General features: G+C 65.1%; 21 protein-coding genes and 1 riboswitch. Of the genes, 15 read left to right on the top strand and 6 right to left on the bottom strand.

From position 1 onward, the window contains the following. Nucleotides 1–182: 182 nt before the first annotated feature. Entirely contained in the window at nucleotides 183–596 is a 414-nt protein-coding gene (locus tag NJF35_RS15140) for a hypothetical protein (RefSeq protein ID WP_225789646.1), read from the bottom strand. A 439-nt stretch (nucleotides 597–1,035) separates the two neighbouring features. After that, nucleotides 1,036–2,265, bottom strand: a complete 1,230-nt coding sequence (locus tag NJF35_RS15135) for an acyl-CoA dehydrogenase (RefSeq protein ID WP_225789647.1) — start codon at nucleotides 2,263–2,265, stop codon at nucleotides 1,036–1,038. Between the two features lie 141 nt (nucleotides 2,266–2,406). Between NJF35_RS15135 and NJF35_RS15130 the strand changes: the two genes are divergently transcribed. From NJF35_RS15130 to NJF35_RS15120, 3 genes are all read left to right on the top strand, one after another. Then, nucleotides 2,407–3,333: a LysR family transcriptional regulator gene (locus NJF35_RS15130; protein WP_225789648.1), complete on the top strand. Its 927-nt coding sequence runs from the start codon at nucleotides 2,407–2,409 to the stop codon at nucleotides 3,331–3,333. Nucleotides 3,334–3,520: 187 nt separating this feature from the next. Beyond that, a complete protein-coding gene (locus NJF35_RS15125; RefSeq protein ID WP_253091222.1) occupies nucleotides 3,521–4,675 on the top strand; it encodes a cysteine desulfurase family protein in 1,155 nt (384 codons plus the stop codon). Nucleotides 4,676–4,785: 110 nt separating this feature from the next. Further along, entirely contained in the window at nucleotides 4,786–6,258 is a 1,473-nt protein-coding gene (locus tag NJF35_RS15120) for an MFS transporter (protein WP_253080316.1), read from the top strand. Between the two features lie 49 nt (nucleotides 6,259–6,307). Here NJF35_RS15120 and nfsB read toward each other — a convergent pair whose 3' ends face one another. Next, entirely contained in the window at nucleotides 6,308–6,958 is a 651-nt protein-coding gene (nfsB, locus tag NJF35_RS15115; protein ID WP_225789651.1) for an oxygen-insensitive NAD(P)H nitroreductase, read from the bottom strand. 103 nt (nucleotides 6,959–7,061) lie between these two features. On the opposite strand from nfsB, the gene NJF35_RS15110 reads away from it, so the two are divergent. After that, nucleotides 7,062–7,949: a LysR family transcriptional regulator gene (locus tag NJF35_RS15110; protein WP_225789652.1), complete on the top strand. Its 888-nt coding sequence runs from the start codon at nucleotides 7,062–7,064 to the stop codon at nucleotides 7,947–7,949. A gap of 17 nt (nucleotides 7,950–7,966) precedes the next feature. On the opposite strand, the gene NJF35_RS15105 is transcribed toward NJF35_RS15110, so the two are convergent. Then, entirely contained in the window at nucleotides 7,967–9,175 is a 1,209-nt protein-coding gene (locus NJF35_RS15105) for a sugar transporter (RefSeq protein ID WP_225789653.1), read from the bottom strand. Between the two features lie 102 nt (nucleotides 9,176–9,277). Between NJF35_RS15105 and NJF35_RS15100 the strand changes: the two genes are divergently transcribed. Next, nucleotides 9,278–9,469, top strand: coding sequence for a hypothetical protein (locus NJF35_RS15100; RefSeq protein ID WP_225789654.1), 192 nt, complete (start codon nucleotides 9,278–9,280; stop codon nucleotides 9,467–9,469). A gap of 71 nt (nucleotides 9,470–9,540) precedes the next feature. Here the strand turns inward: NJF35_RS15100 and NJF35_RS15095 are convergent, their stop codons facing one another. Continuing rightward, the gene (locus NJF35_RS15095) at nucleotides 9,541–10,137 is read right to left on the bottom strand and encodes a TetR/AcrR family transcriptional regulator (protein WP_253091221.1); all 597 of its coding nucleotides are present in this window, start codon (nucleotides 10,135–10,137) and stop codon (nucleotides 9,541–9,543) included. 93 nt (nucleotides 10,138–10,230) lie between these two features. On the opposite strand from NJF35_RS15095, the gene NJF35_RS15090 reads away from it, so the two are divergent. Beyond that, nucleotides 10,231–10,833: an NAD(P)H-dependent oxidoreductase gene (locus tag NJF35_RS15090; RefSeq protein WP_253091220.1), complete on the top strand. Its 603-nt coding sequence runs from the start codon at nucleotides 10,231–10,233 to the stop codon at nucleotides 10,831–10,833. A 25-nt stretch (nucleotides 10,834–10,858) separates the two neighbouring features. On the opposite strand, the gene thpR is transcribed toward NJF35_RS15090, so the two are convergent. Further along, a complete protein-coding gene (thpR, locus tag NJF35_RS15085) occupies nucleotides 10,859–11,404 on the bottom strand; it encodes an RNA 2',3'-cyclic phosphodiesterase (RefSeq protein WP_225789657.1) in 546 nt (181 codons plus the stop codon). 179 nt (nucleotides 11,405–11,583) lie between these two features. Here thpR and lpxO point away from each other — a divergent pair, with 179 nt between their 5' ends. From lpxO to NJF35_RS15040, 9 genes are all read left to right on the top strand, one after another. Beyond that, nucleotides 11,584–12,483, top strand: coding sequence for a lipid A hydroxylase LpxO (gene lpxO / locus NJF35_RS15080; RefSeq protein WP_225789658.1), 900 nt, complete (start codon nucleotides 11,584–11,586; stop codon nucleotides 12,481–12,483). 94 nt (nucleotides 12,484–12,577) lie between these two features. Next, the gene (locus NJF35_RS15075; RefSeq protein ID WP_225789659.1) at nucleotides 12,578–12,922 is read left to right on the top strand and encodes a carboxymuconolactone decarboxylase family protein; all 345 of its coding nucleotides are present in this window, start codon (nucleotides 12,578–12,580) and stop codon (nucleotides 12,920–12,922) included. Between the two features lie 78 nt (nucleotides 12,923–13,000). Next, the gene (locus NJF35_RS15070) at nucleotides 13,001–13,570 is read left to right on the top strand and encodes a GNAT family N-acetyltransferase (RefSeq protein ID WP_225789660.1); all 570 of its coding nucleotides are present in this window, start codon (nucleotides 13,001–13,003) and stop codon (nucleotides 13,568–13,570) included. 62 nt (nucleotides 13,571–13,632) lie between these two features. Further along, nucleotides 13,633–13,838, top strand: a riboswitch (cobalamin riboswitch). Nucleotides 13,839–13,950: 112 nt separating this feature from the next. Further along, a complete protein-coding gene (locus NJF35_RS15065; RefSeq protein WP_253091219.1) occupies nucleotides 13,951–16,077 on the top strand; it encodes a TonB-dependent receptor in 2,127 nt (708 codons plus the stop codon). Nucleotides 16,078–16,219: 142 nt separating this feature from the next. After that, on the top strand, nucleotides 16,220–17,386 hold the full coding sequence (locus NJF35_RS15060; protein WP_253080321.1) for a DUF1624 domain-containing protein: 1,167 nt from the start codon (nucleotides 16,220–16,222) through the stop codon (nucleotides 17,384–17,386). A gap of 39 nt (nucleotides 17,387–17,425) precedes the next feature. Continuing rightward, nucleotides 17,426–18,769 (top strand): OprD family porin, encoded by a 1,344-nt coding sequence (locus tag NJF35_RS15055; protein WP_253091229.1) that lies wholly within the window; start codon nucleotides 17,426–17,428, stop codon nucleotides 18,767–18,769. Nucleotides 18,770–18,862: 93 nt separating this feature from the next. Beyond that, nucleotides 18,863–19,339 (top strand): hypothetical protein, encoded by a 477-nt coding sequence (locus tag NJF35_RS15050; protein ID WP_253080322.1) that lies wholly within the window; start codon nucleotides 18,863–18,865, stop codon nucleotides 19,337–19,339. A gap of 92 nt (nucleotides 19,340–19,431) precedes the next feature. Beyond that, nucleotides 19,432–21,015, top strand: a complete 1,584-nt coding sequence (locus tag NJF35_RS15045; RefSeq protein ID WP_253091218.1) for a sensor domain-containing diguanylate cyclase — start codon at nucleotides 19,432–19,434, stop codon at nucleotides 21,013–21,015. Between the two features lie 109 nt (nucleotides 21,016–21,124). After that, nucleotides 21,125–21,898 (top strand): ParA family protein, encoded by a 774-nt coding sequence (locus tag NJF35_RS15040; protein WP_253091217.1) that lies wholly within the window; start codon nucleotides 21,125–21,127, stop codon nucleotides 21,896–21,898. The last annotated feature ends 13 nt before the right edge of the window (nucleotides 21,899–21,911 follow it).

Below are 21,911 nucleotides of genomic sequence, written 5' to 3'. Positions count from 1 at the left end.
TTGCTAATTTCTTCTGCACTCAATAATCCCCTCCGTAGCCGAGATCCCAGAAATGTAACCAGGGCAATTACCGTACTGACCAGAAGGCAACGTGATCGCAGGCTTGCCCCCAGTATCGCTTCATTCGCTCCAGATACTGGTGATGGCAGAGTACGCGACCAAGGTAGTACAAGCTTGAAAACTTACTTCGTCTTTGCGAGCTGTATCAGCGCATACCCGACCATCATCCAACTAAAACCAACGATTGCCAGCCAAGTTGAGAGCACCAGCTTGCGTTTTAGGGCGTTAGGAAACCCCTTTAACTCCTCCAAACTAACAAGCCCCCTACGCGCATGATATCTAGGAAAAGAGAGAAGCCCACCCGCTAGGCAAACCACTATCCAGCGCGCCCGACAACTAGTGGTACCCAAAGAATTCTTCATTTGTTCCAAGTAAGGACTACTGCGTATCGACGACTTCACGATCTCGAACTCATGCGACCAAGCAACGTACGCGCTGATAGCCACTCCCGCCATCATGAAAATGAGTGGTGTAACCGTAAAGGCAAGCTGCACTTTCAATGGCCAGCTGTTTATATCAATCATGCTGACCGTCATAAGTTTTCCTCACCAAAAACTTGCCAAAGCCTTCGCCAGCAAGCCAACCCCGCCATACAGCGAAAAAGGTGTGGTGGCGTCGCCCTCTCGAAGGACCATACGCCTGTCGGACTCACACGCATGTGCCAGCTCCTTGTGCTTGATGAAGCCAAGGAACCTAGCAGCTCAGGAAGGGGCTTTTTCCCTGCTTGCGGCGTTATAGACGTTTCCTACAGCCAACACAGAATTTACGGTCAACCTGCACCATGTTAATGGCGACGCGGACTCCGCTAGCGACTTACTCCAACAGACGATCGATGCCCCCTGCGTCTATCTCAGGCAAGCGCTCGCCCCATCGCCAGCAAGCCCACGTTGCTCTGCATGACACACGATTTGTGAGCACCGCAGACCTCGGCGATGGGCTGCAAGGCAGCCCCAAGATGCCAAAGACAGGCTCCAATCAATGCCCGCCGCGCAACATCTCCCGCGGCACGTACTTGCCGATCTCGTACTTGCCAATGGCCGCTCGGTGCACTTCGTCCGGACCGTCAGCCAGGCGCAGGGTGCGCTGCATGGCATACATGTAGGCCAACGGGAAGTCGCCGCTGACCCCTGCCCCGCCATGCATCTGGATCGCCCGGTCGATCACCTTCAACGCCACGTTCGGCGCCACCACCTTGATCTGGGCGATCTCGCTGCGTGCCACCTTGTTGCCGACGGTGTCCATCATGTAGGCAGCCTTCAGGGTCAGCAGGCGCGCCATGTCGATCTCCATGCGCGAGTCGGCGATCTTGTCGACGTTGCCGCCCAACCGCGCCAGGGGGCGACCGAAGGCGGTGCGGCTCACCGCGCGCTTGCACATCAGCTCCAGGGCGCGCTCGGCCATGCCGATCGAGCGCATGCAGTGGTGGATGCGGCCCGGGCCCAGGCGCCCCTGGGCAATCTCGAAACCACGTCCCTCGCCGAGCAGCACGTTCTCGTAGGGCACCCGCACGTTCTCGAACAGCACCTCGGCATGGCCATGGGGAGCGTCGTCATAACCGAACACCGGCAAGGGCCGTACGATCTTCACCCCGGGCGCATCGGTCGGCACCAGGATCATCGAATGCTGCTGGTGGCGCGGCCCTTGCGGGTTGGACAGGCCCATGAAGATCATCACCTTGCAGCGCGGGTCACAGGCGCCGGAGGTCCACCACTTGCGGCCATTGATCACCCACGCATCGCCGTCGCGCACGGCGGTGGCGGCCATGTTGGTGGCGTCCGAGGAGGCCACGTCCGGCTCGGTCATGGCGAACGCCGAACGGATCTCGCCACGCAGCAATGGCTCGAGCCACTGGCGCTTCTGCGCCTCGCTGCCGTAGCGTACCAGCACCTCCATGTTGCCGGTGTCCGGCGCCGAGCAATTGAACGGCTCCGGCCCCAGCAGCGAACGCCCCATGATCTCGGCCAACGGCGCGTACTCAAGGTTGCTCAGGCCCGCACCGTACTCCGACTCGGGCAGGAACAGGTTCCACAGGCCTTCGGCACGGGCCTTGGCCTTGAGCTCCTCCATGATCGCGGTGGGCTGCCAGCGGTCGCCCTCGGCGACCTGGCGCTCGAACACCGGCTCGGCAGGATAGACGTAGGTGTCCATGAACGCGGTGACGCGCTCGCGCAGCGCCTGGACCTTGGGCGAATAGGCGAAATCCATGAGGGGTTACCTTCAGTCGATGAAGAACATGCAGCAGAGCCTAGAGCACCGGCGCTCCATCCACCTAGTCTATTTTCTATGTGTATAAACATTCATAACCGATATATGATCGGCCAATAATTCCAACAAAGAGCGGCGCCCATGAACCTCAGCAAGGTCGACCTCAACCTGTTCATCGTCTTCGATGCCATCTACACCGAAGCCAACCTGACCCGTGCCGGGCAGATCGTCGGCATCACCCAGCCGGCAGTGTCCAATGCCCTGTCGCGTCTGCGCGAGACCTTCAACGACCCGCTGTTCGTGCGCACCGCCCAGGGCATGGTGCCCACGCCCATGGCGCAGAACATCATCGGCCCGGTGCGCAACGCCCTCGCCCTGCTGCGCACCTCGGTGCAGGAAAGCCGCATCTTCAACCCGCAGCAAGCCAACAAGACCTTCCGCATCAGCATGACCGACCTCACCGAGGCGGTGATCCTGCCAGCGCTGTTCCAGCGCCTGCGCCGCCTGGCGCCTTCGCTGGTGATCGAGAGCTTCCTGTGCAAGCGCCGCGAGACCACCAAGGAGCTGGCCGCCGGGCGCCTGGACTTCGCCGTCGATGCGCCGCTGAACATCGATCCGCAGGTGCGCCACGTCAAGCTCATGCACGACCGTTATGTCTGCGCCCTGCGCCCGGGCCACCCGCTGGCCGACGGCAAGCTGACCCTCGACAGCTACCTGGGCATGACCCACATCCATATCTCCAGCCGCCGCAATGGCCTGGGCTACGTCGACCTGGCCCTGGGCAAGATGGGTGTGCAACGCAAGATCGCCCTGCGCTCGCAGCACTACCTGATGGCCTCCCAGGTGCTGCAGCAGACCGACATGGTGATGACCGTCCCCGAGCGCTTCGCGCGCCGCCACCAATTGCGCCATCTGCCCTTGCCGGTGGAAGTGCCGCCGCTGGAAACCCACCTGTACTGGCACGAGAGCACCGACCAGGACCCGGCCAACCGCTGGATGCGCGAGCAGATCATCGAGCTGTGCGAACGTGTGGTGGCGCAAGAGGAAAAAACCTCGGAACCGACCTGACCTGGCGAACGGTTAGAGATGAGCACCTTCAAATAAGAGAAATATTTCCTACAAAAAGACCAAAAATGGAAATATTTTCTTAGCCTCCAGAAAAAGAGCGAACAGAAGGCAAAATGCATCCCGCTGCGCCGCGTACGATGGCTCCATCGATCGCCATCCCAAGGCGACAAGCACGGACTCGCCCATCATGCCTAGCGCCCCGCTCTACTTCGACTATGCCGCCACGACCCCGGTCGACGACCGGGTCATCGAAACCATGCTCGCCTGCCTCGGCCGCGAGGCCAATTTCGGCAACCCCGCCTCCCGCGGCCATCACTATGGCCAGGCTGCCAGCGAGGCCGTGGAGCAGGCACGTCGCCAGGTGGCCGCACAGGTCGGCGCCGACCCAGCCGACCTGGTCTGGACCTCCGGCGCCACCGAGTCCAACAACCTCGCGCTCAAGGGCATCGCCCAGGGCGTCGAGCGACCGGGCCACCTGATCACCAGCCAGCTGGAGCACAAGGCCGTGCTGGATACCGTGGCCGAGCTGGAAGGCCTGGGCTGGACGGTCACCCGCCTGGCACCTGACCAGGCCGGCCTGATACGACCGCAGGCGGTGCACTCGGCGCTGCGCGAGGATACCCGGCTGGTCTCGCTGATGGCAGTCAACAACGAGCTGGGCACCGTCACCGACTTCGCCGCCATCGGCGACCTGGTGCGTGCCCATGGCGCCCTGTTCCATGTGGATGCGGCCCAGGCCGTGGGCAAGGTGGCCATCGACCTGGCCCGGGTAGCGGTCGACCTGATGTCGTTCTCGGCCCACAAGGTTTATGGCCCCAAGGGCATCGGCGCGCTCCATGTCGGGCCTCGGGCACGGGCAACACTGCGCGCGCAGATACATGGCGGCGGGCACGAGCGCGGCCTGCGCTCCGGCACCCTGGCCACCCACCAGATCGTCGGCATGGGCAGCGCCTTCGCCCTCGCCGGCCAGCCCGGCGACAGCGAGCACCAGCGCATCGAGCGCTTGAGCCAGCGCCTGCGCGAGGGCCTGCTGGCCCTGCCGGGGGTGAGCCTCAACGGCTGCCCTACCCAGCGCATTGCGCATACCCTGAACCTGTGCATCGATACCCAGGGTTTCAACAGTGCCGCCCTGGCCAGCGAGCTGGCGCTGTCCTCGACCTCGGCATGCAACTCGGCCAGCAACGCCGCCTCCCATGTGCTGCTGGCCCTGGGGCTGGATGAAAGACAGGCACGCAACAGCGTGCGCCTGAGCCTCGGGCGCTATACGACCGAGGCCGAGGTGGACAAGGCGATCGAGGTCTTCGCACGGGTGCTGACGGCAGCCAGCGCGTCGTTGTGGTGAGGGAGGGAGGCGCTGTCGCCGGCTCCCAGGCGGCAGCGTCTCGATGTTTGAACTCCGGCACGGCAGGTGGCTCCATCGGGTAACCACTCTTCGCCAGCGAAGGACCTGCCATGACCACCCGAGCCCTGCGCGAGCCCAGCACCACGGACCAGCACCTTTACGCCACCGATATCCCCGCGCGCCTCGATCGTCTGCCCTGGACCCGCTTCCACACATTGCTGGTGCTCGCCCTGGGCATCACCTGGCTGCTCGACGGCCTGGAGGTGACCCTGGCCGGCTCGGTGTCCGGCGCGCTCAAGGACAGCCCGGTGCTGCGGATGAGCAACACCGAGGTCGGCCTGGCCGGCGGCGCCTACATCGCGGGTGCCGTGCTCGGCGCCCTGTTGTTCGGCTGGCTGACCGACCGCCTCGGCCGGCGCAGGCTGTTCTTCGTCACACTGGCCTTGTATATCGGTGCCACGGCGGCGACGGCCTTCTCGTGGAACCTGGAGAGTTTCCTGCTGTTGCGCTTCCTGACCGGCGCCGGTATCGGCGGCGAGTACACCGCGATCAACTCGACCATCCAGGAGTTCACTCCGGCGCGTTTTCGGGGCTGGGTCGACCTGACCATCAACGGCACCTTCTGGCTAGGCGCCGCCCTGGGCGCACTGGGCTCGGTGGTGCTGCTCGACCCGGCGCTGGTCGGCGGCGAACTGGGCTGGCGCCTGTGCTTCGGCATCGGTGCGCTGCTGGGCCTGTTCATCGTGCCGATGCGCCTGTGGATCCCGGAAAGCCCGCGCTGGCTGATGATCCACAACCAGCCGCAGAAGGCTGAGCGCATCGTCGCCGGCATCGAGCGTCGCTACCGTGAGCGTGGTATCGAACTGCCGCCCATCGACCGCCCTCCCCTGCACCTGCACGCCCGCGACCACACGCCGCTGCGCGAAGTGTTCCACAGCCTGTTCGTCGATCATCGCCGCCGTGCGCTGGTGGGCCTGACCCTGCTCAGCGCCCAGGCGTTCTTCTACAACGCCATCTTCTTCACCTATGCGCTGGTACTGACCGATTTCTACGCGGTGCCCTCCGAAGACGTCGGCTGGTACGTGCTGCCCTTCGCCCTGGGTAATTTCTGCGGGCCGCTGCTACTCGGCAGGCTGTTCGATGTGGTCGGCCGACGCATCATGATCAGCGGCACCTACCTGGTTTCCGGCGTGCTGCTGACCCTCAGCGGCTACCTGTTCCAGCAGCAACTGATCGATGTCACGCAACAGACCATCGCCTGGATGGTGATCTTCTTTTTCGCCTCCGCCGCCGCCAGCTCCGCCTACCTGACCGTGGCCGAGACCTTTCCCCTGGAGATCCGCGCCCTGGCCATCGCCGTGTTCTACGCCTTCGGCACCGGCCTCGGCGGGTTGCTCGGGCCGACCCTGTTCGGTGCATTGATCGAGACTGGCGAGCGCAGCAACGTGCTGTACGGTTACCTGGTCGGCGCCGGGCTGATGATCGCCGCGGCCTGGGTGCAGGCACGCTGGGGCGCGGCGGCCGAACGCCAGCCACTGGAACAGGTGGCCAGGCCCCTATCGCAGGTGCGTGACCGGCGATAGGTCGCAGGTGACTGATTCTGGGGCGCGGGCGGCCCCGATCAGCCAGGTTTCAAAGGAAGGTGAACACGGCCGGCGCTGGCAGGCGCGACTTGTTCAGACCGGCGTTGAAGTCCTCCTCGCTGCGGTAACCCAGGCTCAGCAGCACCACGCTGGTGAAGCCACGCTCGCGCAGACCCAGTTCGGCATCCAGCACCTTGCTGTCGAAGCCTTCGATGGGGGTAGCGTCCAGCCCATGGGCGGCGGCGCCGAGCAGCGCGGTGCCCAGGGCCAGGTAGACCTGCTTCTCCATCCAGTGCTGCAAGTCCTTCTGGTCGAAACGGTGCAGGTCGACATAGCCAAGACGTGTCTGCGCCTGCCCGGCGCGAGCCTGCTCGGTGCGGAAACGGCCATCGGCGGCTTCCTGCTCCAGTACCGCCTGCAGGTGCGACTCGGGCATCTCGGTACGGGCGGCGAAGACGATCACATGGGAGGCGTCGAGGATCTTCGGCGTGTTGTAGGCGAAGGCTTCGGTGCTCCTGGCGATGCGCGCCTTGCCTTCGGCGCTGTCGGCCACCACGAAGTGCCAGGGCTGCGAGTTGACCGAGGACGGGCTGTGGCGCAGTTGCTCGAGCAGCGCGTCGACGGTGGCCTGGGGGATCTTGCGGCTGGCATCGTAGGCCTTGGTGGTGTAGCGACGTTTGGCGAGCGTAACGGTATCCATCGAAGCGGCTCCTTGGGGAGAATGACGTTGCCGGGCATCTTATCTTTCTTTTGAAAAAGAAAAACTGGCACAATGCAGCAACACTTTCACCCCTGGAGTGAAAATGCTGCGTATCACCGATCTGGCGTTGTTCGTCCGCAGCAGCGCCCTGGGCAGCTTCACCGCCGCCGCCCATGAGGCCGGCCTGCTCCCCGGCCAGGTCGCGGCGGCGATCAAGCGCCTGGAGCGCGAACTGGATGTACGGCTGTTCGCCCGCACCACCCGCAGCCTGCGCCTGACCGCCGAGGGCGAGCTGTACCTGCCCACCGCCCAGGGCGTGCTCGACACCCTGCGCCAGGGCCGCGACAACCTGCACGGCGCCCACAGCACCCTACGCGGCGTACTGCAGGTCTCGGCCCCCTCGGACCTGGGGCGCAACATTCTGCTGCCCTGGCTCAGCGCCTTTCGCCGCGAGCACCCGGACCTGAGCCTGCGTTTCTTTCTCTCCGACCAGGTGGCCGACCTGTACCGCGACCCGGTGGACGTCGCCATTCGCTATGGCCTGAACCAGGAAGCCAACTACATCGCCCTGCCCCTGGCCCCGTGGAACCGTCGGGTGCTGGTGGCCTCGCCCGGATACCTGGCCCGTCACGGGCGGCCGCGCACGCCCGAGGAGCTGCAGCAGCATGCCTGCCTGTTGTACCTGCAGCAGGGGCGGATCTACGACAAATGGCGCCTGGGCAGCCTTACCGTGCAGGTGCGGGGCCCACTGTTCAGCGACGATGCCGATGTGGTACGGCGCTGGGCACTGGAGGGGGAAGGCATCGTCTACAAGTCTTGGCTGGACGTCAGCGCCAACGTCGCCGCTGGCGAGCTGGAGGTCCTGCTGCCGGATCATCCCGGCGAACTGACGCCGGTGACCTTGGTGTGCCCACACCGCAAGCAACTGTCGCCGGCGGTGTCGCAGTTGCATCTATGGCTGCGTGAGCGTTTCGCCGCGCTCGAGCCCTGAAGCCGCTGTTCCATTAGTCAGTCAAACGGCATTGCGGCCGCCGCACGGTAGCGCTGCACGCTAGCCACCGCCAGCACCAGGCCAGCCAGCGCCACGCCACCGCCAACCAAGCCGATATGGGCCACGCCCAGTTGGCTGCTGACGATGCTGCCCAGCAACGCGCCGCCGCCGATACCGATGTTGTAGATCCCGGAGAACAGCGCCATGGCCACGTCGGTGGCGTCCGAAGCGAGTTTCAGGGTCTTGGACTGCAGCGACAGGCTGAAACTCAGGATCGCCACGCCCCAGACCATGCTCAGGGCGGCGAACAGGTAGAAATTGCCCGACAACGGCAGCAGCAACAGCAGGCAGGCCGCCAGGGACGCGATGGCCGCCACCAGGAAGCCCTGCGGAAAACGGTCGCTGTAGCGGCTGAACAGCACCGAGCCGAACACCCCGGCGCCACCGAACAGCAGCAGCAACAGCGTGGTGCGCTCGCCGCCGATCTGCGCCACATGCAGGGCGAACGGCTCGATGTAGCTGTAGGCAGTGAACTGCGCAGTGATCACCAGCGTCACCAGGACATAGGTGATCACCAGCGCCGGCCGCTTGAACAGGATCGGCAGGCTGCGCAGCGAGCCGGAGTTCTGGCTCGGCAGCAAGGGCAGCGACTTCATCAGGCAGAGCATGGTAGCCAGGGCCACCCCAGCGATGCTGAGGAAGGTGATACGCCAGCCCAGGGCTTCGCCCACCACACGCCCCAGGGGGATGCCCATGACCATCGCCAAGGTAGTGCCGGTGGCCAGCAGGCCCAGGGCCTTGGCCTGCTGGCCGGGCGGTGCCACACGCACCGCCAGCGAGGCGGTGATGGCCCAGAACACGGCATGGGCCAGGGCGATCCCGATACGGCTGACCAGCAACATGGCGAAACTCTGCGACAACCACGACAGCAGGTGGCTGAGGATGAACACCAGGAACACGAACAGCAGCAGGCGGCGCCGCTCGATGTTGCGCGTCAGCAGCATCATCGGCAGCGACGCCAGGGCCACCACCCAGGCGTAGATGGTCAGCATCAGGCCGACCTGGGCGGTACTCATGTCGAAGCTACGGCCGATGTCGCTGAGCAGCGCCACCGGGACGAACTCGGTGGTATTGAAGATGAAGGCCGCCAGGGCCAGGGCGATGACGCTCAGCCAGCTGCCGCCACCTGCGGTCGGCGGCAGGGTGGTGGGAATGGGTCCGTTCATGGATGGAAATCTGTTCTCCGCAGACAAGGCGACAGGACGCTCGCCACCTGCCCAGGTAAAAGGCAGGTGACGCACGGTTTGTTATTGGAAGGAATGCCCGGCATGGTACGCGTCCAACCAGGGCCTCACAACCATGACAGCAAGCGCAGTACCATGCCCGCTCAGCCTGGACACACCGCGGAACGTCGCGAGTACTGGCAGCATTACCTGGGCTCGACCATCAGTGCCCTGGACTGTCAGGGCAGCCTATTCGAGGGCAAGCCAGCTCTAATAGAAAAGATCGTCACCCATTGATTTATCAGGGGTCCATGGAAGCCGGATTACCGGATGGGCCGCACAGCGGCCTCAACCACAACTTCCCCTATCTACTGGCGCAGCACCATGGCCACGATGGTCGCCTGTAACTCATCCTTCGCCCGCCCGGCCTCCAACTCCCCCGCCGCCGCAGCCTGCGACAGCGCCTCTGCCGCCCCCACCAGCACCCGCAACCCAGCAGCGCCGATATCCCCCCTCGGCGCGAACGGCGCCAAGGCCTGTCGGCACTTCTCCAGGAACGGCCCCTCGTAGCTCCGCTTGAGCGCCTCCAGCTCCGGCGACCCGGCCAGCGCCGCGGACACACCAGGTATCTCGCGCCCCTGGGTCATCACGCACTCCACGTAGGCCGCGGCGATCACCCCGGCACGTACCTGCAGGCTGGCGGCGCTGACCGCCAACGCCGCCTCGAGCATGCCCGTCTGACGCGCGTCGTACTCCTCGTACAGCGCTACCAGCAATCCCGTGCGGGTTTCGAAATGGTCATACACCACCGGCTTGGTCACCCCAGCCTGCTCTGCCAGGCGCCCCAGGCTCAAGGCGTCGGTGCCCTCGTCGCGGATCAGTTGCCAGGCCACGTCGAGCAATTGGCGGCGCCTCGCCTCACGGGACAGGCGTTTGCGCGGCAGCGGTTTGTCATCGCTTGACATCGATTACCTACCAAAAGTAACTTACCAACAGTAACTTACTACGAGTATATAACGCCGCCCCCACTCACGCACCCTTTCACCTGGAGAACCGCCATGCATGCCCTGATCGTCATCGGCCACCACGACCCAGAATCATTGACCCATGCCCTCGCCCAACGCATCGCCGACGGCCTGGCCAGCGCCGGCCACACGGCCGAAATCGCCGACTTGGCCCGAGAAGGCTTCGACCCCCGCTTCGGCCTGGCCGACCATGCCGTGCATCGTCGCCTGGCCCCACCGCCGGCGGATGTGCTCGCCGAGCAGGCGCGCATCGAGCGCGCCGATGCGCTGGTGCTGGTTTACCCGGTCTACTGGTGGTCGCTGCCAGCGCTGCTCAAGGGCTGGGTCGAGCGTGTGTTCAGCAATGGCTGGGCCTTCGACTACCAGGTCAACGGCCCGACCATCAAGAAACTCCAGGGCCTTACCGTGCACCTGGTCGGCGTCGCAGGTGCCGATGCCGGTACCTTCGAGCGGCATGGCTACGGCGAGGCGATGCGCGTGCAAATCGAACACGGCATCTTCGACTACTGCGGTGCTCAGGTACTGAGTTCGAACGTGCTCACCGACAGCGAGGGCCAGGATCCCAAGGGCCACCTGCGCACCGCCTGGCAACTGGGCCAGCAGTTGTTCGAGCCGGCCCGCAACCAAACAGCATAGGAACCCGACCTTGCTTGCCCATGCCTTAGCCCGTCAGCGACCATTCGGCCAACGGCCAGTAGCGACCCTTGCGTGACTCGTAGAGGGTGAAGTGCCGGACAGCGAGGAAGAACGCCGGTGCCGCCGCGGCTTCCGGCGGCTGGCCACGGAAGTCCCTCGACAGCGTCAGGTGTGGCCGATACTCGCGGACCTGCTCGGCAATGCCCAGCGGCAGCGCCGCCTGTTGCAGGGCATAGACCAGTTGCCGCAGCGCCGGTGGCGTCTCCCCAGGTTCGAGCACCAGCACACCGGCGCGCTGCCACACCTGCAAGCGGTCGAGCAGCAGGCGCAAAGGCGCGTCCGGGCGCGTGAGATTGTCGACCGCAGCGCACAGGGCCGGCAACCGCGCGGCATCCACATCGCCCAGAAACAGCAGGGTCAGGTGGAAGTTCTCGGCCGGTACGGGCCTGCCGCTGCGCAGCCCCAGGCTGCGCCGCCACTGGGCGATGGCACGGCGCTGGGCATCGCTGACCGGCAAGGCGAAGAACAGGCGCTTGAAGGGTGCGCCGCTGGGGCGTGAATCCTGGGCCATGCATGCTCCTCGATCTGTGGGGCGCCAGCCCCGAGTGTACGCTCACCTCGATACCTGGCAGATGAACCAGGATGAAACGTTTGCGCCTTCCACTTAAGACGGGTGCACAGGCCTGGCACGATTGTTTATGCTGGCGGGCTCAAGCCATGGCGCATGGCCATTTCGACAAGTATCCGTTCATGAAAATCGCACTCGTCCTGATCTTCGCACTCTCGATCGCCTATGTTCACTTGCGCGGTCGGGTTCGCCACAAGCTGACCCGCCAACTGGGCGATCACTCCAGCTTCCTGGCTCCGGTCAACAGCTTCCTGTACCTGTTCTCCCAGCACCCGGCCAAGCCCTACCTGCCGGTCGAGTCCTTCCCCGAACTGCAGCCGCTCAAGGACCACTGGCGGGAAATCCGCGAGGAGGCCCAGCAACTGCTGCACGTGGGCGAGATCAAGAAATCCGACAACTACGACGACGTCGGATTCAATTCGTTCTTCAAGACCGGCTGGAAGCGTTTCTACCTGAAGTGGTATGGCGAGAGCCACCCCTCGGCGATGAAGCTGTGCCCACGCACCACCGAGTTGCTGCAGGGTATCGGCTCGGTCAAGGCGGCCATGTTCGCCACCCTGCCGCCAGGCGCCAAGCTGGTGCGCCACCGTGACCCCTATGCCGGCTCCTACCGCTACCACCTGGGCCTGGACACGCCCAACGACGACGGCTGCTACATCGATGTCGATGGCCAGAAGTACGCCTGGCGCGACGGCGAGGCAGTGGTGTTCGACGAGACCTACATCCACTACGCCGCCAACACCACCGAGCACAACCGCATCATCCTGTTCTGCGACGTCGAGCGCCCGCTCAAGTACCGCTGGGCGACCGCCTTCAACCGCTGGTTCAGCCGCAACGTCATGGCCGCCGCGGCGGCCCCCAACGACGCCAACGACAAGACCGGCGGCATCAATCGCCTGTTCACCCGCATCTACCGCATCCGCGAGCGCGGCAAGGCCCTGAAGAAGCGCAACCGCACCCGCTACTACCTGGAAAAGTGGGCGGTGGTCGCGGCGCTGGTGCTGGTGTTCATCTACATCTGAAGCGAAGACGCTGCCCTGGCCATCACAGCCCCTCCAGAGCCTCGTTCTTCGACTAGCCTGAAAGCTCCTGTCACCACCGAACAAGGTGAAAACCATGAGCATGATGGACTGGGACGCCTACCGTAGGCAGTTGATGGCCGGCATCGGCGATCTCAAGCAATTGTCCCCCGATACCGTGGCCGGCTACATGACTGCCAGCGGTGCCGGGGCCAAGACCAACCACCTGGATGCCAAGACCCGCGAGCTGATCTCCCTGGCCGTGGCGGTGACTACCCGCTGCGACGGCTGCATCGCCGTGCACTCCCAGCAGGCCGTCAGGCACGGCGCCACCCGTGAGGAAATCGCCGAGGCGCTGGGCGTGGCGGTGGCGATGAACGCCGGTGCCGCGCTGGTCTACTCGGCCCGCGCCCTGGATGCGGTCGGCAAGGCGAGCGACTGAACGCCTCCGGCGCCGCAGCCCTTGCGCGGCGGCGCCGGGCCACCCAGACTTGGCGGCCAAGCCCGTGCAGGAGCCGCCATGATCCACATCCGTCCCATGACCCCGGAAGACTTCGAACGCTTCTGGCCCACCTTCCAGGCCATCGTCCAGGCCCGCGAAACCTATGCCTTCGACCCCGGGCTCAGCGTCGAGCAGGCCCGCCAGCTCTGGCTGGAGCTGCCCCTGCGAACCCTGGTGGCCGAGGCGCATGGCGAGTTGCTCGGCTCGTACTACCTCAAGGCCAACGCCGCCGGCCCCGGCGCCCACGTGGGCAATTGCGGCTACATGGTCGCGCCGGCCGCCCGCGGCCGTGGCGTGGCGCGGCTGATGTGCGAGCACTCGCAAAAGCTGGCACGCCAGGAGGGCTTCCTGGCCCTGCAGTTCAACTCGGTGGTGGCGACCAACGAGGTGGCCGTGGCGCTGTGGCACAAGCTCGGCTTCGAGACCGTCGGCCGCCTGCCCAAGGCCTACCGGCACGCTCGCCTGGGGCTGGTGGACTGCCTGGTGATGTACAAGTGGCTGGCGGACGAGCCGGTGGTGGAGAAGCCCGCCCTGCTGATCGGGCGCAAGAACATCGAGGCCAGGGTATCGCGTCGGCGCGGACGCTGATCGCCCTCCTGGACCAGCGCAAGCTGCATCCGAACGATTGACTCCCCACCCGTTCGGTGGTCAGATGCGCGCCAGTTTCAGGTGTCCTGCGCCGCCGCGCGCAGGGTGAAACGGGAAGCCGGTGCGTCGTTGCCACGACAAGTCCGGCGCTGCCCCCGCAACGGTAGGCGAGCGAACCCTTCGACATACCACTGTGCGCATGCATGGGAAGGTGAACGGTTCATGCTCCTCGCAAGCCCGGAGACCGGCCTGGAGCTTTTCGTTGGCAACCCGCGGTGGGCGGGCGCAGGCCGGTTTTCGCGTGCGCGCCTGCGTACGTGCTTGGTCGTCTATGCGTTGTTTCCACCGGGATCCATTCATTCCTGCGACAGTGGAACGACATGTCCCGTATCTCCAAGCTTCATACTCTGGCGGCCTGCCTGGCCGTTTCCCTTCCGGCCCTGGCCGATGAACACGACGGGCCAGTACTGGCCCTGCCCTCCACGGCCATCACCGACACCCGCGACGAACAGGTCGTCGACCTGGCCACGCCGACCCGGGCCGGTTCGCGCCTGAACCTGAGCGCCCTGGAGACCCCGGCCAGCACCAGCAGCATCAGCGCCGGGCAGATCCAGCAGCGTAACAACCTCACCGTGCAAGACGCGGTGACCCGCTCGCCAGGCATCACCTCGGTCGGCACCCCAGGCAACGGCGGCACCGCCCTCTCCGCCCGCGGCTTCACCGGCCACAGCTCGGTGATGACGCTGTTCGACGGCTCGCGCCTGTACACCGGCGCCGGTACCCAGAGCTTCCCGGTCGATCCGTGGATGGTCGAGCGCATCGACGTGATCCGTGGCCCGGCCTCGGTACTCTATGGCGAAGGCGCCACGGGCGCGGTGATCAACGTCATCCCGAAAAAACCCTTCGCCGGCGAAATCCGCAACCACCTGCGCCTGGGCTACGGCTCCTGGGACCGCCAACAGCTCGGCCTGGACAGCGGTGGCAGCCTGAGCGAGCGCCTGAGCTACCGGGTCACCCTGAACACGCAGCAAGGCAACGTCTGGGTCGATCGCGGCGACTCGCGCAACCTGGCCCTCAGCGCCGCTCTGCGCTTCGACGCCAGCGACGACCTGAGCTTCACCCTCGCCCACGAGCGCGGCGATGCCGAGCCGATGAACTACTTCGGCACCCCGCTGATCGACGGCCACTACCGCGACAGCCTGCGCAAGAAGAACTACAACATTCGCGACGACGTCCAACGCTATCACGACGAGTGGACCCGCCTCGACACCGACTGGACGATCAACGACCACCTCAGCGCCAGCAACCAGCTGTACTACATCAAGAGCCGCCGGCACTGGCGCAACGCCGAGGACTACACCTGGGATGCCGACCGCGGCCAGCTCGAACGCGGCAGTTACCTGGAGATCAAGCACAACCAGGAGCAGATCGGCGACCGCCAGAGCTTCACCTTCGACCACAGTCTGTTCGGCCTGGCCAGCAAGACCGTGGTGGGTGCCGAGTACAACAGGATCCGTTTCAACGTCGACAACAACTCGCCGTACGAAGACGTGGGCGGCGACTACATCGACCCCTGGCAGCCGGCACCGGGCGGGTTCCACAGCCGATCGGCGCTGCGCCCACAGACCCTGTCCACCACCCGCACCTTCGCGCTGTTCGCCGAGAACCGCACCCAGCTCACCGATCGCCTGTCGCTGGTCACCGGTGTACGCCGTGACCAGAACCACATCGATCGGGACAACCTGGTCAGCGACACCCGCAGCGACCGCAGCCTGCAGGGCGGCAACTGGCGCGCGGGCCTGCTCTTCGCGGTGACCGACGAGCTGTCGCTGTACGGCCAGTACTCCACCAGCGAGGACGGGGTCAACAACCTCATCAGCCTCAACCCGACGCAGATGAACTATGACCTGACCGAGTCGAAGCAGACCGAACTGGGCCTCAAGCAACGCTTCTGGGACGGCCGTGGCGAGTGGACTCTGGCGGCCTACCACATCGTCAAGAAGAAGCTGCTGGTGGACGACCCGGTCACCCACGAGAAGCAGCAAGCCGGCCAACAGACCTCCGACGGCCTGGAGGCGACCCTGGAGCTGGCCCTGGCTAACCAGTGGCAGGTATCGGCCAACGCCGCCGTGGTACGCGCCAAGTACGATGACTTCGATGAAAGGGTCGGCGGCGTTCCCCAGGACCGCGCCGGCAACCGCCCGGCCAACGTGCCGCGCCGTACCGCCAACCTGTGGCTGAGCAAGGGTTTCGGCCAGACCGTGGATGCCGGCATCGGCCTGCGCTACGTCGACGAGCGCTACGCCAACACCGCCAACAGCCAGAGCGTCCCCGGCTACACCGTGGTCGATGCCAACCTCGGCTGGCAGGTGCTGCCGGACGTGCGCCTGGGGCTGCAGTTGAACAACCTGTTCAACCGTGACTATGTGGTGGCCGCCCACAGTGGTGAGCAATGGCTGCTCGGCGCGCCACGGTCGTACTTCGCGACGGTCGACTACAGCTTCTGACCTGAGCGGCTTTCTCCAATTGAGCGGTACTGGGGCTGCTTTGCAGCCCATCGCACAGCCCCCCACCTGAAAAAGCGCTATCGAACCTCAACAAATAGTTATAAGATAACATTTCATCTCACAATCCCTCTTGCCTGCCCCCATGACAAGCGCCTCCCCCACCCCAACCCTGCTCACCCAGCGCCTGCAAAGCATCGACGCCCTGCGCGGCCTGGTCATCCTGTTCATGCTGCTGGACCACGTGCGCGAAACCTTCTTCCTGCATCGCCAAGTCAGCGATCCGATGGCCATCGACGCCACCGAGCCGGCCCTGTTCGCCAGCCGTACCCTGGCCCACCTGTGTGCGCCGGTGTTCGTGCTGTTGACCGGCCTCAGTGCCTGGCTCTACGGCGAGAAGCACCAGGGCCGTGGCGACGTCTCGGCGTTCCTGTTCAAGCGTGGCCTGTTCCTCGTGGCGCTGGAATTCACCTTGGTCAACTTCGCCTGGACCTTCCAACTGCCGCCAAGCGTGATCTACCTGCAGGTGATCTGGGCCATCGGCCTGAGCATGATCGCCCTGTCGCTGCTGGTCTGGCTGCCGCGCGCGGCGTTGATCGCCATCGGCGCGCTCATCGTCGCCGGGCACAACCTGCTCGATGGGCTGCACGTCGCCGAAGGGTCGATGATGCACGTGCCCTGGGCCATCCTGCATGACCGTGGCTGGCTGGCGTTCTCCGAAACCCTTCGCCTGCGCACTTCCTACCCGGTGCTGCCGTGGATCGGCGTGATCGCCCTGGGCTATGGCCTGGGCCCGTGGTTCGCCCGCGGCAGCGATGCCGGCACGCGCCAGCACCGCCTGCTGCTGGCCGGCGCCCTCGCCCTGCTCGGTTTCATCGCGCTGCGCCTGCTCAACGGCTACGGCGAAGCGCCCTGGAGCGTCTACCCGACCCTGGTGCAGACCCTGATGAGCTTCTTCAACATCACCAAGTACCCACCGTCGCTGCTGTTCCTGGCCCTGACCCTGGGCTTCGGGCTGCTCCTGCTGCGCGGTTTCGAGCGCGCAGGCCAGGCGCGCTGGATCGGTGTGCTGGCGGTGTTCGGTGCTGCGCCGATGTTCTTCTACCTGCTGCACCTGTATGTGCTGAAGCTCCTGTACCTGGCCTGCGTCGCCCTGTTCGGCCTGAACCAGGGCGACTACTTCGGCTTCGACGGCATCGGTGCGGTATGGCTTACCGCGATCCTGCTGGCCGTGGCACTGTACCTGCCAGTGCGCGGGTTCGCGCGCCTGAAATCCCGTCGCCGCGACATCGCCTGGCTCAAGTACTTCTGAATGCCCGACGCCTCGATCCACCTGTTTTCGCAGCACTCCATGCCGCGACGCACCGTCCCTGCGCTTCTGGCCAGCGCCCTGTGTGCGCCGCTGGCCTTGGCCGACTCCGCCCAATACCAATCCAAAGGCTTTGTCGAAGACAGCAGCTGGCACCTGCTCAACCGCAGCGTGTTCGACCAGCGCGACTATCGCCATGGCGCACGCAACAGCAGCGCACGCAACGCCTACAAACCTCGCACCGAACGCAACGGCAAGGCCGAGGAATGGGCCTACGGCCTGATGGGCACCTTTCAATCTGGCTTCACCCAAGGCTTGGTCGGAGTCGGCGTCGATGCCCACGCCTACTTCGGCGTGCAACTCGACAGCGGTGGCGGCCGCGCCGGCAAGGCCCGGCTGCTGGGCGTGGACAACCAAGGTCACCCCAAGAACGAATACAGCCGCGGTGGCGCAGCGGTGAAGCTGCGCGTAGCCAACACCGTGCTGGCCTATGGCGAGCAACGGGTGAAGACCCCGGTGTTCAGTTCCTCCGACAGCCGCCTGCTGCCCGAGACCGCCACCGGTTTCTTCCTCAGCAGCAACGACATCGACACGCTCAAGCTGGTGGCCGGACACTTCAACGAAAGCACCGACCGCCATGCGTCGAGCCACGACCAAGGCTTCGTGGTGAACTACTCCAATGCCCGCCAGGGCGACAGCGTCGACCTCGCAGGCGCGGTGTGGAACCCTGACGCCGCATTCAGTGCCAGCCTCTACACCTCGCGCTACGCAGACACTTGGAACCAGCACTACCTCGGCAGCACCCTCAGCCATGCCCTGGATGACCGACGCAGCCTGAGCCTGGACCTGAACCTGTACCGCACCACCGACACCGGCAAGGCCCTCTCCGGGCGCATCGACAACACCACCTGGAGCCTGGTCTCGCGCTACCGCCAAGGGCCGCATACCTTCAGCCTCGGTTGGCAGCAGGTGGATGGCGATACCCCGTTCGACTACGTAACCCGTGGCGCGATCTTCATCGGCAACGCCGTGCAGCTGTCCGATTTCAACGCCCCCAATGAAAAGTCCTGGCAGGCGCGGTACGACCTGGACATGGCCGCCTACGGAATACCAGGGCTGAACCTGAGCGCCCTGTACGTGCGTGGCTTCGACATCGACGGCAGCCATGCCGACCCCAACGGAGGCTATGCCTACCTGGGCTACGGCAAGGGCGGCAAGCACTGGGAGCGCGACCTGGAGGCGCGATACGTGGTACAGGGCGGCAAGGCCAAGGGCACGGCGTTCTCGTTGCGGCACAACGTGCACCGGGGCAACACCGCGCAGGCGGAGTTGGATGCCGACCAGATTCGCCTGGCCGTCGAGTATCCACTGACAGGTGGATTCTGACAGCAGGCCACAAGGCCCATCGCCTGAACGAGCCGCCCGATTGATGGTATGGTGCCAGGCGGTCCCCTCCCACCACGCGCCCAAGGCCACCCGATGCCACGCCTTCGCACACTGCTGCCCTTGCTCTTGCTCGGCGTTCTCGCCGCCTGCGACCAGAAGCCCACCCGTGAAGAGCAGATCCTGGCCAACCTGCCCTTGCAGGAGGCCTACGATCACAATATCGACAGGATGGCCACGTTGCTGACCAAGACCCACCCGCAACTCTCCAAGGAGGCCATCGAGGGCGTGCTGCGCAAGCACCTGACGGTGCAGGACCAGCGCCAGGACCTGTTCAAGCTCTACAGCGAGAAGCACTTCGACGATGCCGAGTTCGACACCATCGTCGCAGCGACCCGCGACCCCGTGAAGGCCAGGGCGCTGAACGAAACCGAGGAAGGCCAGCGGCTCAGCGAGAAACTGACCCGCCTGATGCGTGAAAGCGCCAACGATGAAAAGGCCCAGGCACGGGCCCAGGAACGCATGCAGCAGATAGAGGAAGACCTGGCCGGGCTGGAGACAACCGGCGACTGATACGACACTGCGCGCAGCCCTGCGCTGTACCGATAGCCGCCATCCCTCATAACAGGTAAGGTTATCCCCTTCCCCCATCGATGAGGTCAGGATTGCCACACGCCAAGAAAGGCCTGCGCCTGGATCTGCGCACGCTGATCCTCGTTCTCTGCGCACTCACCGCCGTGGTGATGCTGCTGACCAGCTACTTCGCCAGCTACCGGGTACAACGCCAGTTACTGATCGACCACGCCCTGGAGGCCAACCGTGTCTATGCGGCGAAACTGGCGTCGATCACCGAGACCTTCCTCGGCAGCACGCTGCAGCAGTTGGCCGTCAGCGCCCAGCTGCAAGGGCAGCGACTGGATGAACCCATGGCGCTGCAGGCAGAAACCGAACGCCTGATGCAGCAGGGCAATGTCTTCAACTCGGTATTCGTGGTCGATGCCCAGGGTGTGCTGCGGGCGATCTCGCCAGCACCGCTGCGCAAGATGCTCGGCACCCGCCTGCAGACGCCCGGCGCACTGGAGGCGCTGCGGGAGCGACAGACGCTGGTGTCCATGCCCTTCCTCTCGGTGGCCGACAACCTGGTGGTGGCCTTGTCGCAGCCGATCCTCGACAGCCACGGCAAGTACCTGGGCTATGTGGGCGGCAGCCTGTACCTGCGTGAACAGAACATCTTCAACAGCCTGCTCGGCGAACACTTCTACAAGGACGGCTCCTACCTCTATGTGGTCGATCGCAACCGGCGCCTGCTCTATCACCCGGACGCCCAGCGCGTCGGTACGCTGGTCAAGGGCAACATCCTGGTCGACCAGCTCGCCACCCTAAACAGTGGCACCCAGCAGGTGGTCAACAGCGATGGCGTGGAAATGCTCGCAGGCTTCGCCACGGTGCCAAGCACCGGTTGGGGCGTGGTGGCCCAACAGCCCCTGGCACAGACCGTGGTCCCGCTGCGCCAGCTGATCCTCGATGTCATCGACATTTCCGTGCCGCTCGCCCTGGCCGGCAGCCTGGCCCTGTGGTGGCTGGCCCTGGCCATCACCCGCCCGCTCTGGCAACTGGCCGCCGGCGCACGGGCACTGGACAGGGTCGGAACCGCGGCGCACCTGCACCAGGTCAGGGCCTGGTATTTCGAGGCCGCCGAACTCAAGCGCGCCTTGCTGTTCGGCCTGAACCTGCTGCAAGAGCGCATAGGCAGGCTGCGCCAGGACGCCCAGACCGACCCGCTCACAGGGCTGGGCAACCGCCGCAGCCTGGAGCTCAGCCTGGCACAGTTGGAGGCCGAAGGGCGCGACTTCTGCGCAGTGGTGCTGGATGTCGATCATTTCAAGCGCATCAACGATGGCCACGGCCACGATATCGGCGACCAGGTATTGCGCCGCTTGGCGGAGCTGATGCGCGGCTGTTGCCGGGAGGGCGACGTCCTGTGCCGCACCGGTGGCGAGGAGTTCCTCATGCTGCTGCCGGGGGCCAGCCTGGAGGTCGCCACCAGCGTGGCGCAGCGCCTGCGCCTGTGCGTGCAGGACACGCCCATCGAGCCGGTAGGTGCGGTGACCGTTTCCCTGGGCATCGCCCACTGGCAAGCGACGGGCATGGATACACCGGCCGATACGCTCAGCCGGGCGGACCGGGCGCTGTATGCGGCCAAGCAGGATGGACGCAACCGAGTGAAGGTCGCGCCTGGCGAGGCGTAGAGGCCGGTGTGACGCGCGGTAGATGTAACAAGCCTTGTCTTAATACTGTCATCTTTGCTTCATAGGATTGTCCCTGTTCTGACATTTTCCATTCAGGGATGAACTGTCCATGCGTCGTGTCGTATTCAATCAGAAAGGTGGCGTCGGCAAGTCCAGCATCGCCTGCAACCTCGCCGCCGCCAGCGCCGCTGAAGGTTACCGGACACTGCTGGTCGACCTCGATCCCCAGGCCAACGCCACCTACTACCTCACGGGGCTTGCCGGCGACGCGATCCCCTCGGGCATCGCCGACTTCTTCCGCCAGACCCTCTGCGCCACGGCGGCCGGCAAGAAGAGCCGCGTGGCGATCACCGAGACCCGCTACGACAACCTGCACCTGATCACCGCCAGCCCGGACCTGACCGACCTGCAGACACGCCTGCAGAGCAAGTTCAAGATCAACAAGCTGCGCAAGCTGCTGGTGGCGCTCGCCGAGGACTACGAACGGATCTACATCGATACCCCGCCGGCGTTGAATTTCTACACCTTCAGCGCCCTGGTGGCGGCCGAACGCCTGTTGATCCCGTTCGATTGCGACCGTTTTTCGTACCAGGCGCTGCGCAGCGTCATGGCTGAGGTGGAGGAGCTGCGCCAGGACCACAATACGGCGCTCCAGGTCGAGGGCGTGGTGGTCAACCAGTTCGCCGGACGCACCGCCCTGCACCAGACCCTGGTCGATCAGTTGCGCGCCGAAGGCTTGCCGGTGCTGCCGGTGTACCTGGGCAGCTCGATCAAGATGCGAGAGTCCCACGAGGCCGCGATACCGTTGGTGCACCTGGCACCGCGGCACATGCTGTCGCTGGCGTTCGCCGACTTGCTGGATGTGCTGGAGCGGGCGGCCTGATACGTCAACGGAG

It is taken from the genome of Pseudomonas guariconensis, from assembly GCF_024127895.1.
GTDB classification, from domain to species: Bacteria; Pseudomonadota; Gammaproteobacteria; order Pseudomonadales; family Pseudomonadaceae; genus Aquipseudomonas; species Aquipseudomonas guariconensis_B.
This window is presented reverse-complemented; position numbering and strand designations above follow the sequence as displayed.

Coding starts and splice junctions, on each gene's coding strand:
- NJF35_RS15140 (WP_225789646.1), bottom strand. CDS start 596: ATGACGGTCAGCATGATTGATATAAACAGCTGGCCATTGAAAGTGCAG.
- NJF35_RS15135 (WP_225789647.1), bottom strand. CDS start 2,265: ATGGATTTCGCCTATTCGCCCAAGGTCCAGGCGCTGCGCGAGCGCGTC.
- NJF35_RS15130 (WP_225789648.1), top strand. CDS start 2,407: ATGAACCTCAGCAAGGTCGACCTCAACCTGTTCATCGTCTTCGATGCC.
- NJF35_RS15125 (WP_253091222.1), top strand. CDS start 3,521: ATGCCTAGCGCCCCGCTCTACTTCGACTATGCCGCCACGACCCCGGTC.
- NJF35_RS15120 (WP_253080316.1), top strand. CDS start 4,786: ATGACCACCCGAGCCCTGCGCGAGCCCAGCACCACGGACCAGCACCTT.
- nfsB (WP_225789651.1), bottom strand. CDS start 6,958: ATGGATACCGTTACGCTCGCCAAACGTCGCTACACCACCAAGGCCTAC.
- NJF35_RS15110 (WP_225789652.1), top strand. CDS start 7,062: ATGCTGCGTATCACCGATCTGGCGTTGTTCGTCCGCAGCAGCGCCCTG.
- NJF35_RS15105 (WP_225789653.1), bottom strand. CDS start 9,175: ATGAACGGACCCATTCCCACCACCCTGCCGCCGACCGCAGGTGGCGGC.
- NJF35_RS15100 (WP_225789654.1), top strand. CDS start 9,278: ATGGTACGCGTCCAACCAGGGCCTCACAACCATGACAGCAAGCGCAGT.
- NJF35_RS15095 (WP_253091221.1), bottom strand. CDS start 10,137: ATGTCAAGCGATGACAAACCGCTGCCGCGCAAACGCCTGTCCCGTGAG.
- NJF35_RS15090 (WP_253091220.1), top strand. CDS start 10,231: ATGCATGCCCTGATCGTCATCGGCCACCACGACCCAGAATCATTGACC.
- thpR (WP_225789657.1), bottom strand. CDS start 11,404: ATGGCCCAGGATTCACGCCCCAGCGGCGCACCCTTCAAGCGCCTGTTC.
- lpxO (WP_225789658.1), top strand. CDS start 11,584: ATGAAAATCGCACTCGTCCTGATCTTCGCACTCTCGATCGCCTATGTT.
- NJF35_RS15075 (WP_225789659.1), top strand. CDS start 12,578: ATGAGCATGATGGACTGGGACGCCTACCGTAGGCAGTTGATGGCCGGC.
- NJF35_RS15070 (WP_225789660.1), top strand. CDS start 13,001: ATGATCCACATCCGTCCCATGACCCCGGAAGACTTCGAACGCTTCTGG.
- NJF35_RS15065 (WP_253091219.1), top strand. CDS start 13,951: ATGTCCCGTATCTCCAAGCTTCATACTCTGGCGGCCTGCCTGGCCGTT.
- NJF35_RS15060 (WP_253080321.1), top strand. CDS start 16,220: ATGACAAGCGCCTCCCCCACCCCAACCCTGCTCACCCAGCGCCTGCAA.
- NJF35_RS15055 (WP_253091229.1), top strand. CDS start 17,426: ATGCCGCGACGCACCGTCCCTGCGCTTCTGGCCAGCGCCCTGTGTGCG.
- NJF35_RS15050 (WP_253080322.1), top strand. CDS start 18,863: ATGCCACGCCTTCGCACACTGCTGCCCTTGCTCTTGCTCGGCGTTCTC.
- NJF35_RS15040 (WP_253091217.1), top strand. CDS start 21,125: ATGCGTCGTGTCGTATTCAATCAGAAAGGTGGCGTCGGCAAGTCCAGC.